The following is a 16,011-nucleotide window of genomic DNA, read 5'->3' on the forward strand; positions in this document are numbered from 1 at the left end:
TGGGCATCGACAAGCCGGACGTGCGCTTCGTGGCCCATGCCGCGCTGCCCAAGTCGATCGAGGGCTATTACCAGGAAACCGGGCGCGCCGGGCGCGATGGCGATCCGTCGGTGGCGCTGCTGCTGTGGGGCGCCGACGATTTCCTGCGCGCGCGCCAGCGGATCGGCGAGGTTGAGGAGCACCGCCGCGCCAGCGAACGCCAGCGTCTGGATGCCATGGCCGGGCTGGTCGAGGCCGGGGGGTGCCGCCGCGCGGTGCTGCTGCGCCACTTCGGCGAGGACCCGCCGCCGACCTGCGGCAATTGCGACAACTGCCTGTCTCCGCCCGCGCAGACCGATGCCACCGAACTGGCGCGCAAGTTCCTGTCCGCCGTCTATCGCACGGGGCAGAGCTTCGGCTTCGGTCATATCGAGAAAGTGCTGACCGGCCACGCTGATGAACGCGTGACGGCGCGGGGGCACGATCAGCTGTCGGTCTTCGGCATCGTGCCGGCGGAGGACGCGCCGCTGCTGCGTGTGCTATCGCGGGCCTTGCAGGCGCGCGGCAGCCTTGTCGCCACCGAGCATGGCGGGCTGGCGCTGGGCGGCGATGCGCGCGAAATCCTGAAGGGCGATGTGCGCGTCGACCTGATCCTGCCGCCGCGTCAGGAAGGCGGCGGCCGGCGGCGCAAGGGGGCGGCCGGTGCCGCGCTCAACCCGGTGGGCGATCCGCTGTTCGACGCGCTGCGCGCGCTGCGCCGCGATCTGGCGCAGGAACAGGGCGTGCCGCCCTATGTGATCTTCCACGATTCGGTGCTGCGCGAGATGGCGGCAACCCGCCCCGCCAACCGCGCCGAACTGGGCGGGATCGGCGGGGTGGGCGCGCGCAAGCTCGACGCCTATGGCGAGCAGTTCCTCAAGGTCATTCGGCAGCATTGAGCGCAGGTGGCGCGCTGCGCGTCTTCCACAGCGAATAGAGGACGCCCGCCGCGATCAGGCCGAACGTCACGCCCAGGCTGGCCAGCGGCGGAAACTTCGCGCCGCCCAGCAGGAAGTCGGACACGAAGATCTTGGCGCCGATGAACACCAGCACCGCCGCCAGCGAGACCTTGAGGTACTGGAAGCGGTCGACCATCGCCGAAAGCGCGAAATAGAGCGCGCGTAGGCCCAGCACCGCCATGATGTTCGAGGTATAGACGATGAAGGGGTCGGTGGTGATCGCGAAGATCGCCGGCACACTGTCCACCGCGAACACCAGATCGGCGACGTTGATGACCACCAGCGCCAGGAACAGCGGCGTCGCGGCCAGCACCAGCCGGCCGGTGCGGCGATCGGGCACGCGCACGAAGAAGCGCTGGCCGTGGAGCGCGGGTGTCACGCGCATGTGGCGGCTGATCCAGCGCACGGCGGGGTTGTTGGCCACGTCGGGTTCGTGATCGCCGCCCAGCAGCATCTTCACGCCGGTGACGATCAGGAAGGCGGCGAAAAGATAGAGCACCCAATAGGCTTCGGAGACCAGCGCCGCCCCCGCCGCGATCATCGCGCCGCGCAGCACGATCACGCCGATGATGCCCCACAGCAGCGCGCGGTACTGGTACTTCGCCGGAATCGCGAAGGTGCCGAAGATCAGGCCGATGACGAAGACGTTGTCGATCGACAGCGCCTTTTCGATGAAGAACCCGGTGTACCAGGCCATGCCGGAACCGGCGCCCTTTTCGGCCCAGACCCAGGCGCCGAAGAGTAGGGCGATGGTGATGTAGAAGGCGGTCAGCCGCAGCGATTCGCCGATGCCCATGGCCCGGTCGTCCTTGTGCAGCACGCCAAGGTCGAAAGCGGTGAGCGCGACGACCAGGCCGGCGAAGACCAGCCACAGCCAGGCCGGAGTGCCCAGCCAGTCCGCGAACAGAATTTCCATGGTCGCTCTCCGCCTTAGCCGTGCAGGGCGATGCGGCGGCGCATCAGGCGGCCAAGGCGCTGGCGCAGCGCCAGCTTGGCGCGCGTCAGGCGCAGGATTGCCAGCGGATCGGGCCAGCGGCGGCGGCGCTCGGCGCGCAGCGCCTCGTCGATCTGCTGGTGGCGCTCCATCAGGCGGAAGGTAATGTCGGACATCGTTCGCTCCTCGATCGAAACGGTTGGTTCGATCGGGCGCACCGAAGCCCTGCGGTCCATGGGCGGGAAATGGGAAGGAACCCGGACCGGCAGGCATCGGTGTCACCCGATGCGGTCCGACATCGCAAGGCGCCTGCCCGAATGGGCCAGCGCGCCAAGCCAGAGGGGCCCGGTCCCGCGATCCCTTTGTGGACCGAATCGCTCCGGATTTCAAGTCCCCGGCCGGGCAAGGGTGAGGGCGGGGCGCCGAAACCGGCCCGCGCGCTTGCCGTTCGCGCGCCCAATCCCTACGTTGGCCGGGTGCTGAGCCGGCTTCCTTCTCGGCTGGCGGCGCGGTTCTGGGCCGCGCTGCTGGTCCTGACCGTGGCGTTCCATGCGGTCACGCCTTTCGAGGCGCCGCTGGTCGTGCGCAGCGGATCGGCGTTCAGCGCGGCCACGGCGGAAGTCGCCATCGCGCCCGCGCGCAAGACCGCGGTCGAGCGCCACGTCGTGCAGATCGCGCCGGTGCTGCCGACGGTGTCGGCCGTCGTCTTGCCGGCGATGCCGCTGGTTGCGGCGATTCCCCATGCCTGGCCCGACCAGACCGGCCCGCCGCTTCCCGCGCCGCTGGCGCGCAAGATCGCGCCACGAGGTCCGCCCACCCCCTGATGTGCCACCGCGCCCCACGTTCGGGCGCAGACTTCACGCATATCAGGAATACCGACATGACCATTCAGGAAAGCAGCCCCGCTGCTCTCGCCCGTCGCGCGCATATCGAGGCGCTGCTGGCGGCCTACCCCGACGTATCCACCGAGGAGCACGGCGTGCTCGTCTCCTATTTCCGACGCGAGGCCAATGCGCTCGACATCGGCATGATCGCCAGCAATCCCGCCATCGCCAGCGGCTATGCCCGGTTCCGCGGCGATCATATCGACCGGTTCACGCTGAAGGATGTGATGAAGGGCGTCGCCGGCGCGGCCGTGCTGGTGCTGTGCGTCGGCCTGATCATGTTCCGGGCGTTGTAGAGCCGGACGGCGGCGCCTTTATTCGTCATTGCGAGGGGCGAAGCCCCGCGGCAATCTAGGGCGTGGCGCGCGGGGCTCTGGATTGCTTCGCGGGTCGCTCGCAATGACGAAGCGGGGACGAAGCGGGCGATGCACCGCCTGCCTTACCGCAGCAGGTGGCCGGTGCGGTCGCGCTTGGTGGCGAGGTAGCGTTCGTTGTGCGGGTTGGCGGGCAACTGGTGCGCCACGCGCTCCTCCACGTCCACGCCCAGTTCCTGCAGCGCGGCCACCTTGCCGGGATTGTTGGTCATCAGCCGGATCGTGGTGACGCCCAGCAGATCGAGCATCCGCGCCGCCACGGGAAAGTCGCGCGCCTCGCTGGGCAGGCCAAGCCGCTCGTTGGCGTCCACGGTGTCGAAGCCCTGGTCCTGCAGTTCGTAGGCGCGCAGCTTGTTGATAAGGCCGATGCCGCGCCCTTCCTGGCGCAGATAGAGCAGCACGCCCCAGCCGCCGGCGTTGGCTTCCTCCGCCATGCGCGCCAGCGCGGCGTCAAGCTGTGGGCCGCAATCGCACTTCAGGCTGCCCAGCACGTCGCCGGTCAGGCATTCGCTGTGCAGGCGGACCAGCGGCACGCGCTCGCCGCTCTGCGTGCCGAGAATCAGCGCGACGTGTTCGCGCAGGTCGTCGCGCGCGCGGAACGCCACAATCTCGGCGTGTTCGCAGGCGTGAACCGGCAGGCGCGCGCGCGCCTGGATGGTCAGGTTGAGCGGGTCCTTGAACGCCGCGAGGTCGGCGGCGGAGACCGTGACCGCCGGTTCTACTCCCGTCGCCACCAGGAAGGCGGGGAGGATGCCGCCCAGCCGCGCCAGTTCCATCGCGGTGACGGCGGCTTCGTGCGCCGCGATCGGCAGGGCGCGGAACGGGCCGCGCAGCGGGCGGTCCAGATCGAGCGAGGGATCGGCCAGCTCGCGCGCACTGAGCTGGGTGAACGGGTCGGCGCCGTGGATCAGCACCGGGGCCTCGGGCACGGCCGCTTCGCGCTGGTTCGCGAGCTTCAGCGTGGCCGCACGGGCGGCCGATATCAGGAGATTCGCGGCATAGACGCCGGGCTGGGCAAAGCCGGTTTCCGCCGGGAGCAGGTCCAGCGCGCCATCATCGGCGGTCACGCGCACGGCCCAGCCGTGGCGCAGTGCGTCCAGCGCGCGCGCGACCGTGCGCGTATCGCTCACAGATCGAACCCGGTCACCAGCGGTATGTGGTCCGAAGGCTGGTCCCACTTGCGCGTTTCCTCGATGAAGCGGTGGCTCGTCGATTGCGCGGCAAGATCGGGCGAGGCCCACATGTGGTCGAGCCGCCGGCCCTGGTCCTTGTTGCGCCAGTACGAGCGATAGCTCCACCAGCTGTAGTTCCGCTCTGGCGCGGGGATATGCTTGCGTCCCAGGTCGATCCAGCCGTGCGCGTCGCGGAAGCGGCCCAGCGTTTCGACCTCGATCGGGGTGTGGCTGACCACCTTGAGCAGCGCCTTGTGGCTGTAGACGTCCGATTCGAGCGGGGCGATGTTGAAATCGCCGACGATCAGCGTGGGCCGGTCCACTTTGTCCGCCCAGCGCGTCATCCGTTCGAGGAAATCGAGCTTCTGTCCGAACTTGGGGTTGAGTTCACGGTCGGGAATGTCACCGCCCGCCGGGATATAGACGTTTTCCAGCAACATCCCCTGGCCGGGGCCGAGCAGTTCCACGCCCACATGGCGCGCCTCGCCATTGTCCTGCCAATCGTGCCGGCCGATCTCGCGGAAGGGAACGCGGCTGACCGTGGCGACGCCGTGGTAGCCCTTCTGCCCATGCACCGCGCGGTGGGTATAGCCCAGCCGTTCGAACATTTCGTGCGGGAACAGTTCCTCGGCGGTCTTGATTTCCTGGAGGCACAGGACGTCGGGCGCCTGTTCGGCCAGGAAGCGCTCGACCTGATCGATGCGCAGGCGGACGGAATTGATGTTCCAGGTAGCGATAGAGACCATGGCCAAGGCTTTAGGTGCAGGCCGGTGGCCGGTGCAAGCCCGAAGCGCTGTCTCGTGATCGCTGCCTGAAGGGGCAAGGAAAAACCCTCGCCCCGGGGGCATTGGGGGCGAGGGTTCCATCTGCGTTCGTCACGCTTAGACGCGGCGGCTTTTCGAAGGCCGGGCAACAGGGGGGAAACCCGCCTCGACCGCCTCGTCTGAACCCTTTCTAGGACCGCCGCGCTTGCTGGCGGATGAACGGAAACGACAAGTTTGTCGCAGCTTGTCGCGTGCCGCGCACAGGTTGTTGCCGAAGCGCCGCGTGCCGACGACGAACGGCGGGAAGGCCCGTCCGGTAAAGAACGGGTCGCCGGGATCGCGGGCAGACCGTGTCAGTGCTTGGGCGAGTTGGGACGCGGATCGTTCCAGCGGAACGTGTTTTCCGGCACATCGATGCCGTATTGCTGGCCCGACAGGCGCACGGTGGTTCGCTTGTTCTGCGAATCGAGCGCAACCCAGCTGTCGAGTTCGAGTCCGCCCGGCGCGGAAGCCTTGCGAATGAAGATCAGCGTGATCGTGCCGTATTCGGGGTGGCGCGTGTCGCGCACCTCGATGCTGACCACGCTGGAATGGTTGGTCGGTATCAGCCGCGCAAAGCGGGCGACATCCTTGCTGGGATCAAGCAACGCGCCCAGCGGGCTGTTGCGGATCGGCCAGCGCTGGACCTGCCGCACCTCGTAATCGATCAGCGTCAGCGCGCGCCCGTCCGAAACGATCAGCAAAGGCACGCCGCGTTCGTACTGGAAGCGAATCTTGCCCGGGCGCTTCATCGTCATCACGCCGGACAGCGACTGGCCGGACCGGTCGGTCTGGACGAAGTTGGCGCGCATCGTGGTGATCGCGCGCAGCGCATCCACCGCGCGGTCGACGTCGTTGGCGGGAGCCGGCGCGGGCGCGTTCTGCGCCGCGAGCGGGGCCGGGGCCATCACGGCGCCAAGGCCAGCGGACGCCATCGCGGAAACCGCGACGGCGTGCATCAGGCGGGATCGGCCGGGAAGGCGGAAGAGATCAAGTATCATGTTCATCGCCGTTTGTTGCAGGACCGGCGTTGAACTCGCCGTGAACCGGGAAGGTTCCGGCGAACGGTAGGCGGAACGCCTTACTTGATCTTGGCTTCCTTGAATTCGACGTGCTTGCGCGCCACCGGATCGTACTTGCGGAAGCTGAACTTCTCGGTGCTGTTGCGGGGATTCTTCTTGGTGACATAGAAGAAGCCGGTGTCGGCGGTCGAGACCAGACGAATCTTGACGGTGGTGGGCTTTGCCATGGCTCTAACAATCCTGAACTAGCTTGCGCGCGCGTGCTGAAAACTATTGCGGCGGCGCGTTGCCACGCCGCCTTCGCAGGGCGCGGGCGTTGGGGGAGAATCACGCGAAAGTCAAGCCTTGGGATAAGGGTGCAGCGGTTCCACCAGACCGAAGCGTTCCTTGAGCGGCTTGTCCTTCAGCGGCGGCAGATCGAGCGGTGGCACATCCACGCGGGTATCGGGCATGCGGTCCAGCAGGTTGCGGATCACGGTCAGCCGGCCCCGGCGCTGGTCGTTGAAGTCCACCAGCGTCCACGGCGATTCGGGCGTGTGGGTGGCCGCCAGCATCGCCTCGCGCGCTTCGGTGTAGGCCGCGTACTTGCCGCGCGCCTCCAGATCGACCGGGGAGAGCTTCCAGCGCTTCATCGGATCGTCGCGGCGCTCGGCAAAGCGCCGTTCCTGTTCCTCCTGGTCGCAGGTCAGCCAGTATTTGAACAGCAGCAGGCCGTCCGTCACCAGCAGCTTCTCGAACGCGGGCGCCTGCGCCAGGAAGGCGCGGACCTGATCCTCGCTGGCATAGCCCATCACGCGCTCGACACCGGCACGGTTGTACCAGCTGCGGTCGAACAGCACGATCTCCCCGGCGGCGGGGAGGTTGGCGATATAGCGCTGGAAGTACCACTGGCCCTGTTCGCGCTCGGTTGGCTTGGGCAGCGCCACGGCGCGGCACTGGCGGGGGTTGAGCCGCTGGAGGATGGCGTGAATCACGCCGGTCTTGCCCGCGGTGTCGCGCCCTTCGAAGATCACCAGCACGCGCGCGCCGGTCTTTGCTACCCAGCGCGCCATGCAGGTCAGTTCCTCCTGCATGGGTTCCAGCAGGTCTTCGTAGTCCTTCTTCTTCAGTTCACTCATGGAGCCCCGTGCCTGTGCGATTCGAACGGAGGGTGAGCGTGCACGAAAAAGGGGCATACAAGAAAGGGGCAGCCCGCGAGTGGCCGCCCCTTTCCCTCGGGATTCCAATTCGTAGCGTTCAGCGAACCGAACCGCGCCGCACCAGATTGACGATCGCCAGCAGGATCACCGCGCCGAGGAACGACACGATAAGGCTGCCCGCCGAAATGCCCTGGGTGATGCTGCCGCCGCCGATGAAGGGCGTGAGCAGAAACCCGCCGAGCATGGCGCCGACGATGCCGACCACGATATTGAGGAAGATACCCTGCTGTGCGTCGGTGCGCATCACGATGCTGGCCAACCAGCCCAGAATGCCACCCACGATGAGAAGGACGATGATACCCATTTTCCGGACATCCCCATTGTTGCCTTGATGCCTTTCACAATCCGGCGGCGGGGATTTGGTTCCGGAAACCCCGCCGTTATGGCGCGATTGATCGGCGGCTGGGAGAATCGGTGGGGCGGGGACCGGTGGGGCGGTCAGGCGCGCAGCAGCCAGAACATCGCCGCCGCGCCCGCCACGATGCGGTACCATGCGAACGGCGTGAAGCCGTGCCGGCTGACATAGGCGACGAAGAAGCGGATCACCGCCAGCGCCACCACGAACGAGACGAAGAAACCCACCGCGATCTCGCTCCAGCCCACGCCCAGCGTGCCGGCGGCCAGTTCGTGCCGCTTGTCGAGCAGTTCCAGCGTGGTCGCCCCCAGCATCGTCGGGATGGCCAGGAAGAAGCTGAATTCGGCGGCGGTGCGGCGCTCGATGCCCATGGCCAGCGCGCCCATGATGGTCGCGCCCGAACGGCTGACGCCGGGGATCATGGCCAGGCACTGCACGAAGCCCACGCCCACGGCCTGTCGCAGCGGCAACTGGCCGATCCCGGTCGGTTCACCGCCCTTTGCGAAGCGTTCGACCACGAGAATGCCGATGCCGCCCACGATCAGCGCCCAGCACACCACCAGCGGGCTGCCGAGCAGACCCTCGATCTGGTGCTTGAGCAGCAGGCCGATGACCGCGGCCGGCATGAACGCGGCCAGCAGGTTGCGCAGGAAGCGCAGCGACAGCGGCTCCAGCCGGAGCAGGCCCATGCCGACGGCCCAGAACGTGCGCCAGTATTGCACGACCACCGCCAGAATCGCGCCCAGCTGGATCACCACGTTGAACATGGCCCATTGCGCGGCGTCATAGCCGAACAGTTCGGTGGCAAGGATGAGGTGCCCTGTCGAGGAGACCGGAAGGAACTCGGTGAGGCCCTCGACGATGCCGAGCAGTACGGCGGTAACGATCGTGCTGTCCATGCGCAGGGCGTTGCCGCACCGCAGCACGGTGTCAAGGGCGGTCGGCGTTCGGCGACCTTAAATTTCGGCAATGCCTTGCGGGGCACACGCGATCAGGCGGCGGCGTCCTGAAACTGCAACCGCGCAAGCCGGGCGTAAAGCCCGTTGGCGGCGGTCAGGCTGGCGTGGTTGCCCTGTTCGACGATCTTGCCGCCGTCCATCACGATGATCCGGTCGGCCGCGCGGATCGTCGCCAGCCGGTGCGCGATGACCAGCGTGGTGCGGTCCTTCATCAGCCGGTCGAGCGCGGCCTGTACCAGCTGTTCGCTTTCGGCGTCCAGCGCGCTGGTCGCTTCGTCAAGCAGCAGGATCGGGGCGTTGCGCAGCACCGCGCGGGCGATGGCGATGCGCTGGCGCTGGCCTCCGGAAAGGCGTGCGCCGTCCTCGCCAAGGAAGGTATCGAGCCCTTCGGGCAGCGCGCGGAGGAAGCTTTCGGCATTGGCGGCGCGCGCCGCTTCCCAGATATCCTCGTCGCTGGCGGCCCAGTTGCCATAGCGCAGGTTGTCGCGCGCGCTGGCGGCGAACAGCGTGCCGTCCTGCGGCACCAGCGCCATCCGCGCGCGGATTTCCGCCGGGTCGGCCGACGGCAGCGGCACGCCGTCGATGCGCACGGTACCCGCCTGCGGATCGTAGAACCGCTGCGCCAGCAGGAACAGCGTGGACTTGCCCGCGCCGGAAGGCCCGACGATCGCCACCGTCTCGCCCGGTTCGACGGTCAGCGAGAAGTCCTCCAGCGCCGCCACTTCCGGGCGGCTGGGATAGCGGAAGCCGACGTTCTGGAACGCCAGCTGGCCGCGCGGCGGCACGGGCAGCGCGGTCGGCCGCGCGGGCGGGGCGATGTCGGGCTGTTCCAGCAGCAGTTCGTTGAGGCGGCTGGCCGCGCCGGCGCCGCGCAGCAGGTCGCCATAGACCTCGGTCAGCGCGCCCAGCGCGCCGGCGACGAGGCCCGCCGTCACCACGATCGCGAAGATCGTGCCGCCGCTGATCGTGCCTTCGGCCACACCCACCGCGCCTTCCCACACGAGCAGGACGATGCCGCCAAACACCAGCAGGATGACGATCGCCGTCATCACCGCGCGCAGGATGATGCGGCGGCGGGCCACGTCGAACGTGCGTTCGACCCGCTCGCCGAACCGCTCCAGCTCGCGCTTTTCCTGCCCGAAGGCCTGGACGATCTTCATCGCGCCCAGCGTTTCCGACACGATCACGCCGATCGCGGCGACGCGGTCCTGGCTCGACCGCGAAACGGAGCGCACGCGCCGGCCGAACCACACGATCGGCAGGACCACGAGCGGGATGCCGATGATCACCGCGCCGGTCAGCTTCGGCGCCAGCACGAACAGGTAGATCATGCCGCCCAGCGCCATGATCGCGTTGCGCAGCGCCACCGAAACCGTGGTGCCGACCACCTGTTCGATGATCGCCGTGTCCGACGTCATGCGCGAGGAGATTTCCCGGGGGCTGTTGGTTTCGAAGAAGCTGGGCGGCAGGCGCAGCAGGTTGGCCTGCACTTTCAGGCGGATGTCGGCGACCACGCGCTCGCCCAGCCACGACACGAAATAGAACCGGCAGGCGGTGCCGACGGCCAGCACCAGCACGACCAGCAGCAGATAGCGGAACCAGCGGCCGATCTCGGTGATGTCCGCCCCTTGCGAGAAGCCCTTGTCGACGATCAGCTTGAGGCCGGAGGGGATCGCCAGCGTGGCGCTGGCGGTGACGAGCAGCGCGGCAGCGGCGGCGGCGACCCGTCCCGGATAGTCGAGCGCCTGGCGCCATACCATGCGCAAGGGGGTCAGGGTGCGCGCGGGGCGCGGGGCTTCGACAGGCTGGGTTCCCTCGTCCATTCCGCTCGCCTAGCCGAAGCGCGCCCGCGCAGGAAGGGGGCGCATGCCGGTAAGGCGTGGCAATGCTTTTTCCGCAGTCCATCCCGCGCGATCGGGGCGAGGATTAGGGTCCGGTTTGGTCCGGTCGTAGCGCGATCTTCAATGTTGCGTTGCACAAGGCAACGAATCGCGGCAATCTGGGGGCAAGCGAGTCCCGGTGTTGCCGGGCAACAGAACAAGGACAACGGCCGTGCTCTACAAGGCCTATGAAATCCAGCGCTCCCTGCTCAGCGCGAGCAGCGCGATGGCGTCGATGACAGCGGATCTGCTGGGCGATCCCCGGCTTCCGTTCAGCGGCTTCGGCCCCAGCCAGATGATGGCATCGGCGCTGGAAGTGTTCGCCCACGCGGCGGCCCCGCGCGGCAAGCCGGCGTTCGGCATCCGCACGATCCATGTCGATGGCACGACCCACGCGGTCCGGGAATCGACGGAAATCCATCGCCCGTTCGGCGATCTCAAGAAGTTCACGCACGAAGGGCTTCCGCCCGACGCGCCGCGCCTGCTGATCGTGGCGCCGATGAGCGGCCATTACGCCACGCTGCTGCGCGGCACGGTGGAACGGATGCTGGAACGCTGCGTGGTCTACATAACGGACTGGGCCGACGCGAAGTACGTGCCGCTGGCCGAAGGGCGCTTCGACCTGGACGATTACATCGACTATCTGGTCGGCTTCCTCGAATATATCGGCCCCGGCGCGCACATGATGGCGGTATGCCAGCCTTCGGTACCGGCCTTTGCCGCCACCGCGATCATGGCGGCCAAAGAGCATCCGTGCCGACCTGTGACGCTGACGATGATGGGCGGGCCGATCGATACCCGCGAATCGCCCACGGCGGTGAACGATCACGCGATCACCAAGCCCTATGTGTGGTTCAAGCACAACGTCATCACCACGGTGCCGGTGAACTATCCGGGCGAGGGGCGGCAGGTCTATCCGGGCTTCGTCCAGCTCGCGAGCTTCATGTCGATGAACCTCGGCAGCCACATGATGAGCCACTATTCGCTGTTCAAGCACCTGGTGCAGGGCGATGGCGAAGGCGCCGAGGCGACCAAGACATTCTATGACGAATACCGCGCCGTCTGCGATCTGCCGGCGGAGTTCTATCTGCAGACCGTGGATGTCGTGTTCCAGCGCCACGCGCTGCCCAAGGGCGAATTCGTCCATCGCGGGCACGCGGTCGATCTGGGCGCGATCCACGACACCGCGATCCTGTGCATCGAGGGCGAGCGGGACGACATCTCGGGCATCGGCCAGACCAAGGCCGCGCTCAAGGTGACGCCGAACGTGCCGGAGGAAATGAAGCAGTACCTCCTCGCCGCCGAGGCGGGGCACTACGGCATCTTCAACGGATCGCGCTGGCGGACCAAGATCGCGCCGGTGGTCGATGCGTGGATCGTGCGCCACGAAGGCCGGGGCAAGGGCCGCAAGCTGACGGCCGTCGCCTGAAGACAGACGGTGCGGAAAGAAGCCTTCCCGCACCGTCCCGAAACGCCGCTTCTCAGACGAAGAACTGGGTCAGCCACTCGCAGATCAGGGCGGGCTTCGACTCGCCTTCGATCTCCACCGTGATTTCCATGGACTGCTGCCACTGGCCGGGGCGCTTCTCCTCGATCTCCAGCAGCTTGAACACGCCGCGCACGCGCTTGCCCGAACGGACGGGGGTGAGGAAGCGGGTGCGGTTGCCGCCATAGTTCACGCCCATCTTGATGCCTTCGGGGCGCGGACAATCGCTGAGTTGCGTCAGCAGCGGGATCAGCGACAGCGTGAGGAAGCCGTGCGCGATCGTGCCGCCGAACGGCGTCAGCTTGGCCTTTTCCTCGTCGACGTGGATGAACTGGAAGTCACCGGTCGCTTCGGCGAACTGGTTGATTCGTTCCTGGCTGACCTCGACCCATTCCGATGTGCCCACGATCGTGCCTGCCAGCGCCTTGATTTCTGTCGCGGGAATGATCCTCGCCATACCGTTGCTCTCCTGCATTCTCTTGTTCCGCCATCATGGACGGACCCTTGCAAAGGTGCAACCGGGCGCAATCCGGTCAGGACGGACGGGCTATTCGGCGGGGGACGCGGGCAAGGGGCGGGTCCAGCCCGGCGTTCGCGCATTGAGCCAGCGCTGGGCCGGCTTTTCGATCAGGCGATAAAGCGCCCACGACGCGATCAGCAGCAGCAGGAGATAGGCCGCCAGTCCCGCCCAGCCGATTTGTAGCGAGGCATCAACGAACAGCAGCTTGAACACCAGGAACAGAAAGGCGTGCGCGAGGTAGGTGGAATAGCTCACCTCTCCCAGCCACACCGCCGCGTGGCTGGAGAGAAAGCGTGCCAGCGGCCCCTTATCATAAATCAGCGCCAGCATCGCGGTGACGATCGCGGGCGGGACGATCGCGGTTTCAGGCCAGCCGGCCACGCTCCCCAGCGCGATCCAGCCCGCCGCGAACAGCGCCCAGGGCCAGGCGCGCGGTGATCGTGCCGCTTGCCAGATCACGCAGGCCAGCGTGCCCAGCATGAAGCCGATCAGGCAGCGCCACAGCCCCATGGTGGGGATGTCCGCGCCCAGCGTGCGCAGACCCTGGTGCGTGAACAGCGCATATTCTCCCGCCAGCAGCAGCGCCGCGATCGCGATCGCCAGGCGACGGCGGCCCATGATCGGCTGGCCCGCCGCGACAATCGCGGGAAACACCAGATAGGCGGCGAATTCGGTGCTGATCGACCAGGCCGGGTGGTTCCAGGCCAGTTCGTGCGTAAAGCCCCAGTTCTGGATGAGCAGCACCTGTAGCGGCAATTCGGCCAGTGGTAGCCCCTCCACGGGGCGCCCGGAAACGGTCAGCGCCGCTCGGAACAACACGAAGCCGCCGAGTATCAACAGGTGCAACGGCCAGATTCGCGCCATCCTTCGCCACAGGAAACGGGCGGCGGCGCGCGGCCCACCCGACGCCAGTGGAACGGCATAATTGTACCACATGACGAAGCCGGACAGGACGAAGAACAGATCCACCGCCAGATAGCCGCGCGCCAGGACCGCGATGACGCCTGGGGGCAGTATGGACACCAGCGACAAGCGGATATGATAGAGGACCACCAGCCACGCCGCTATCCCGCGCAGGCCGGTCAGCGCGTCGAGATGGCGTGGTCTGCGTTCGCTCGGTTTGTGGAGATGGGGCTCGCTCATCTGGGGGCGCTCAGCGGGGGCTGCCCCGAACTGCCCTGTGTCGCCGCGCGTGCCGGCGCGTTAACCCGTCGAAGCGGACGGAACGTCTCCCGGCTCGGGTCGATCCGCATGGCATAGGCGCGCAGGCCGATCTGCAGCCCGATCAGCATGTACATAAAGGGCTGGAAGGCGATGCCGACGAAGCTGCCGCCGACCATATAGACCAACTGCCCCTGTTGCAGCGCATTGGCCAGAGGCCCGATCCATCGCGCATCGGGCAGGCTCTCCTGCGGGCCACCCCGCTTGGTCCAGCGTGCGCGCACCCGCTCCATCTGCCACAGCCCCAGAAGGTGCAGCGTCAGCCAAAGGCCCAGTCCGGGATAGCCCTGCTCGCCCAGCATCTCGAAGTAGGCCGAATGATAGGCGCGGCCCTTTTCCACGATATCGTTGGTTTCGAGCGCGGCGTTGTTCTTGCCGGCATAGTCGGTGTTGATGGTCTTGTAGCTCACCTCGTTCTGGCGATAGGCTTCGAACCCTCCGCCGAAGGGGTTGTGCTTGGCGAATTCCCACGTCCATTTCCACACCGCCACGCGGGTGGAGGCGGACTGATCCGATTGGTGATTTTCGATCGTGCTCATGCGATCGGTATAGCTCTTGGGCAGGAATGGCATCGCCACCACGGCCAGTACCCCCGCTGCCGCGAGATAGGTGAAGCGCCGTTTGGTGGTGCGAAGCACGAGCACGCCCAGCAACAGCACGCACAGCAGGCCGGTGCGCGTCTGCGTGCCCACGGGGATCAGCAGGCAGGCAAAGCCGAGCCCCAGGGCATACAGCGTGACCAGCTTTCCCGGTTTGAAGATAGTGCCGTACCGCGCCAGCCAGTAGATCAGCGGCATGATCGCAACCGCCACCATCGACAGCGTGCTGCCTTCGTAAAGGCCGGTGTTATCGTTCACCAGCAGCTTCAGTTCGCCATAGCCGCCGCCGGAGGACAGCGTCTTGATCCCGCCGCCGATCACGATCACGCTGATGGACAGCACCATCACCAATGCCAGCGCCTCGATGCGCAGGCGCGTGCGCAGGGTGAGCGGCAGGAACATCGCGAAGACCAGTGCCTTCCACACCCAGCCCCACTTTTCCGCAGCTTCCACCGGAAAGTCGGCGGTGCGGGTGGTCAGCCCACAATAGACCAGCAGCAGCAGGAGCAGGAACTGGCGGAACGAGAAGCGGATGCCCTGCTTGTTTTCGGCCACCATCCAGGCGCCGAACGCGCAGACGAACGCTATCAGCGAGATCGGGATATGGGCGAGGAAGCCCCAGGTGACCTTCTGCGGCGCGACGATGTCGATATAGGTATAGGCCAGCACCAGCAGGAACGGCCGGCGCATCCCGGCGCCCAGGAAAGCCAGCACGAAGGCGGTAAGGAACAGGTTAAGCACGGCGGCCCCGCTGGCGGCGCAACGTTCCGGGCAGGCGCGGCAAACGGCAGTGCGACAGGGGGGAGGGCGTCAGGGTCATGTCCGCGCGATGATCGTTGCCGGGACCGCGGGCTTAGCGGAACGGGGTTGACGGCGCGTTAAGGCTTGCGTGGCAGGAAAGGGGCATGACCCGCGTTCTGCACGTTCTCGACCACAGCCTGCCGCTGCACAGCGGCTACACCTTTCGCACGCGCGCGATCCTCAAGGCCCAGCAGGCGCAAGGGATCGAGGTGCGCGCGATCACCGGGCAGCGTCACCGCTTGCCGGATGGGCCGCTGGTGGCGGAAGACGGCGCGCCCGAACAGATCGACGGGCTGGAATTCCATCGCACGCCGGGGGAAGCCGAAGGCATCGTGGGGGTGCGCGAGTGGCGCGAGGTGGTTGCTCTGGCCAGCCGGATCGAAGCGGTGGCCCGCGCGTGGCGGCCGGACGTGCTGCACGCCCATTCGCCGGCGCTGTGCGGCCTTGCCGCCGTGCGCGCCGGGCGGCGGCTCGGCATTCCGGTGGTCTATGAAATCCGCGCGTTCTGGGAAGACGCCGCCGTGGGCAATGGCACCGGCCGCGAGGGTTCGCCGCGCTACTGGCTGACCCGCCAGCTCGAGAACCGCGTGGTTGCCGGCGCCGATGCGGTGGTGACGATCTGCCGCGGCCTGCTGGAGGATCTGGCGGCGCGGGGCGTTGCGCGCGATCGCCTGTCGATCATGCCCAACGGCGTGGATCTTACCATGTTCGGGCAGGCACAGCCGCGCGATCCGGCGCTGGCCGAAGCGCTGGGGCTGGGCGACGGGCCGGTGATCGGCTTTCTCGGCAGCTTCTATCCCTATGAAGGGCTGGACGATCTGATCG

General features: G+C 67.2%; 18 protein-coding genes. 5 read left to right on the plus strand and 13 right to left on the minus strand.

From position 1 onward, the window contains the following. A partial coding sequence (locus B3547_RS06505) for a RecQ family ATP-dependent DNA helicase (protein WP_292961358.1) occupies positions 1 to 917 on the plus strand: 917 nt, incomplete at its 5' end. Here B3547_RS06505 and B3547_RS06510 read toward each other — a convergent pair. Next, complete coding sequence (locus B3547_RS06510; RefSeq protein ID WP_292961360.1) at positions 901 to 1,893, minus strand: TerC family protein; 993 nt, start codon at positions 1,891 to 1,893, stop codon at positions 901 to 903. The two genes, B3547_RS06505 and B3547_RS06510, sit on opposite strands and share 17 nt — an antisense overlap. Positions 1,894 to 1,907: 14 nt before the next feature. Further along, entirely contained in the window at positions 1,908 to 2,087 is a 180-nt protein-coding gene (locus B3547_RS06515; RefSeq protein WP_124809949.1) for a DUF465 domain-containing protein, read from the minus strand. A 300-nt stretch (positions 2,088 to 2,387) separates the two neighbouring features. Here B3547_RS06515 and B3547_RS06520 point away from each other — a divergent pair, with 300 nt between their 5' ends. Then, on the plus strand, positions 2,388 to 2,735 hold the full coding sequence (locus tag B3547_RS06520) for a hypothetical protein (protein ID WP_124809948.1): 348 nt from the start codon (positions 2,388 to 2,390) through the stop codon (positions 2,733 to 2,735). Positions 2,736 to 2,791: 56 nt separating this feature from the next. Continuing rightward, positions 2,792 to 3,091: a hypothetical protein gene (locus B3547_RS06525; RefSeq protein ID WP_125954599.1), complete on the plus strand. Its 300-nt coding sequence runs from the start codon at positions 2,792 to 2,794 to the stop codon at positions 3,089 to 3,091. Between the two features lie 143 nt (positions 3,092 to 3,234). Here the strand turns inward: B3547_RS06525 and ribA are convergent, their stop codons facing one another. The 8 genes from ribA to B3547_RS06565 form a co-directional block, all read right to left on the minus strand. Continuing rightward, the gene (gene ribA / locus B3547_RS06530) at positions 3,235 to 4,299 is read right to left on the minus strand and encodes a GTP cyclohydrolase II (RefSeq protein WP_292961365.1); all 1,065 of its coding nucleotides are present in this window, start codon (positions 4,297 to 4,299) and stop codon (positions 3,235 to 3,237) included. Then, positions 4,296 to 5,087: an exodeoxyribonuclease III gene (locus B3547_RS06535; protein WP_292961367.1), complete on the minus strand. Its 792-nt coding sequence runs from the start codon at positions 5,085 to 5,087 to the stop codon at positions 4,296 to 4,298. Before B3547_RS06535 ends, ribA begins: the two co-directional genes overlap by 4 nt. A 371-nt stretch (positions 5,088 to 5,458) precedes the next feature. Next, positions 5,459 to 6,145, minus strand: a complete 687-nt coding sequence (locus B3547_RS06540; RefSeq protein ID WP_414690507.1) for a LolA family protein — start codon at positions 6,143 to 6,145, stop codon at positions 5,459 to 5,461. A gap of 80 nt (positions 6,146 to 6,225) precedes the next feature. Further along, the gene (gene rpmG, locus B3547_RS06545) at positions 6,226 to 6,393 is read right to left on the minus strand and encodes a 50S ribosomal protein L33 (protein ID WP_124809944.1); all 168 of its coding nucleotides are present in this window, start codon (positions 6,391 to 6,393) and stop codon (positions 6,226 to 6,228) included. A 111-nt stretch (positions 6,394 to 6,504) separates the two neighbouring features. Next, positions 6,505 to 7,284, minus strand: a complete 780-nt coding sequence (gene ppk2 / locus B3547_RS06550; RefSeq protein WP_292961370.1) for a polyphosphate kinase 2 — start codon at positions 7,282 to 7,284, stop codon at positions 6,505 to 6,507. Positions 7,285 to 7,402: 118 nt separating this feature from the next. Continuing rightward, positions 7,403 to 7,669, minus strand: coding sequence for a GlsB/YeaQ/YmgE family stress response membrane protein (locus tag B3547_RS06555; RefSeq protein WP_124809942.1), 267 nt, complete (start codon positions 7,667 to 7,669; stop codon positions 7,403 to 7,405). 134 nt (positions 7,670 to 7,803) lie between these two features. Beyond that, complete coding sequence (locus B3547_RS06560) at positions 7,804 to 8,619, minus strand: undecaprenyl-diphosphate phosphatase (RefSeq protein WP_292961373.1); 816 nt, start codon at positions 8,617 to 8,619, stop codon at positions 7,804 to 7,806. A gap of 92 nt (positions 8,620 to 8,711) precedes the next feature. Beyond that, positions 8,712 to 10,502, minus strand: coding sequence for an ABC transporter transmembrane domain-containing protein (locus tag B3547_RS06565; RefSeq protein WP_124809940.1), 1,791 nt, complete (start codon positions 10,500 to 10,502; stop codon positions 8,712 to 8,714). 229 nt (positions 10,503 to 10,731) lie between these two features. Between B3547_RS06565 and B3547_RS06570 the strand changes: the two genes are divergently transcribed. After that, a complete protein-coding gene (locus tag B3547_RS06570) occupies positions 10,732 to 11,988 on the plus strand; it encodes a polyhydroxyalkanoate depolymerase (protein ID WP_292961376.1) in 1,257 nt (418 codons plus the stop codon). Positions 11,989 to 12,040: 52 nt separating this feature from the next. On the opposite strand, the gene B3547_RS06575 is transcribed toward B3547_RS06570, so the two are convergent. The 3 genes from B3547_RS06575 to B3547_RS06585 all read right to left on the minus strand — a co-directional run bounded on the left by B3547_RS06575 (position 12,041) and on the right by B3547_RS06585 (position 15,126). Continuing rightward, on the minus strand, positions 12,041 to 12,502 hold the full coding sequence (locus B3547_RS06575) for a MaoC family dehydratase (RefSeq protein ID WP_125954609.1): 462 nt from the start codon (positions 12,500 to 12,502) through the stop codon (positions 12,041 to 12,043). 90 nt (positions 12,503 to 12,592) lie between these two features. Continuing rightward, positions 12,593 to 13,708 (minus strand): acyltransferase family protein, encoded by a 1,116-nt coding sequence (locus B3547_RS06580; RefSeq protein ID WP_292961380.1) that lies wholly within the window; start codon positions 13,706 to 13,708, stop codon positions 12,593 to 12,595. Then, positions 13,705 to 15,126 carry a putative O-glycosylation ligase, exosortase A system-associated gene (locus B3547_RS06585; RefSeq protein WP_292961383.1) on the minus strand — a complete coding sequence of 474 codons (1,422 nt, stop codon included), beginning with the start codon at positions 15,124 to 15,126 and terminating at the stop codon, positions 13,705 to 13,707. Before B3547_RS06585 ends, B3547_RS06580 begins: the two co-directional genes overlap by 4 nt. Positions 15,127 to 15,290: 164 nt before the next feature. On the opposite strand from B3547_RS06585, the gene B3547_RS06590 reads away from it, so the two are divergent. Beyond that, the coding region (locus tag B3547_RS06590) for a glycosyltransferase (RefSeq protein WP_292961385.1) at positions 15,291 to 16,011 on the plus strand (721 nt) is incomplete at its 3' end.

This window comes from Novosphingobium sp. UBA1939 (assembly GCF_002336885.1).
In the GTDB taxonomy this organism is placed as follows: Bacteria; Pseudomonadota; Alphaproteobacteria; order Sphingomonadales; family Sphingomonadaceae; genus Novosphingobium.

Bases quoted from the DNA above. Each gene is read 5' to 3' on its own strand.
- B3547_RS06510 (WP_292961360.1), bottom strand. From the start codon at position 1,893: ATGGAAATTCTGTTCGCGGACTGGCTGGGCACTCCGGCCTGGCTGTGG.
- B3547_RS06515 (WP_124809949.1), bottom strand. From the start codon at position 2,087: ATGTCCGACATTACCTTCCGCCTGATGGAGCGCCACCAGCAGATCGAC.
- B3547_RS06525 (WP_125954599.1), top strand. From the start codon at position 2,792: ATGACCATTCAGGAAAGCAGCCCCGCTGCTCTCGCCCGTCGCGCGCAT.
- B3547_RS06535 (WP_292961367.1), bottom strand. From the start codon at position 5,087: ATGGTCTCTATCGCTACCTGGAACATCAATTCCGTCCGCCTGCGCATC.
- B3547_RS06540 (WP_414690507.1), bottom strand. From the start codon at position 6,145: ATGATACTTGATCTCTTCCGCCTTCCCGGCCGATCCCGCCTGATGCAC.
- rpmG (WP_124809944.1), bottom strand. From the start codon at position 6,393: ATGGCAAAGCCCACCACCGTCAAGATTCGTCTGGTCTCGACCGCCGAC.
- ppk2 (WP_292961370.1), bottom strand. From the start codon at position 7,284: ATGAGTGAACTGAAGAAGAAGGACTACGAAGACCTGCTGGAACCCATG.
- B3547_RS06555 (WP_124809942.1), bottom strand. From the start codon at position 7,669: ATGGGTATCATCGTCCTTCTCATCGTGGGTGGCATTCTGGGCTGGTTG.
- B3547_RS06560 (WP_292961373.1), bottom strand. From the start codon at position 8,619: ATGGACAGCACGATCGTTACCGCCGTACTGCTCGGCATCGTCGAGGGC.
- B3547_RS06565 (WP_124809940.1), bottom strand. From the start codon at position 10,502: ATGGACGAGGGAACCCAGCCTGTCGAAGCCCCGCGCCCCGCGCGCACC.
- B3547_RS06575 (WP_125954609.1), bottom strand. From the start codon at position 12,502: ATGGCGAGGATCATTCCCGCGACAGAAATCAAGGCGCTGGCAGGCACG.
- B3547_RS06580 (WP_292961380.1), bottom strand. From the start codon at position 13,708: ATGAGCGAGCCCCATCTCCACAAACCGAGCGAACGCAGACCACGCCAT.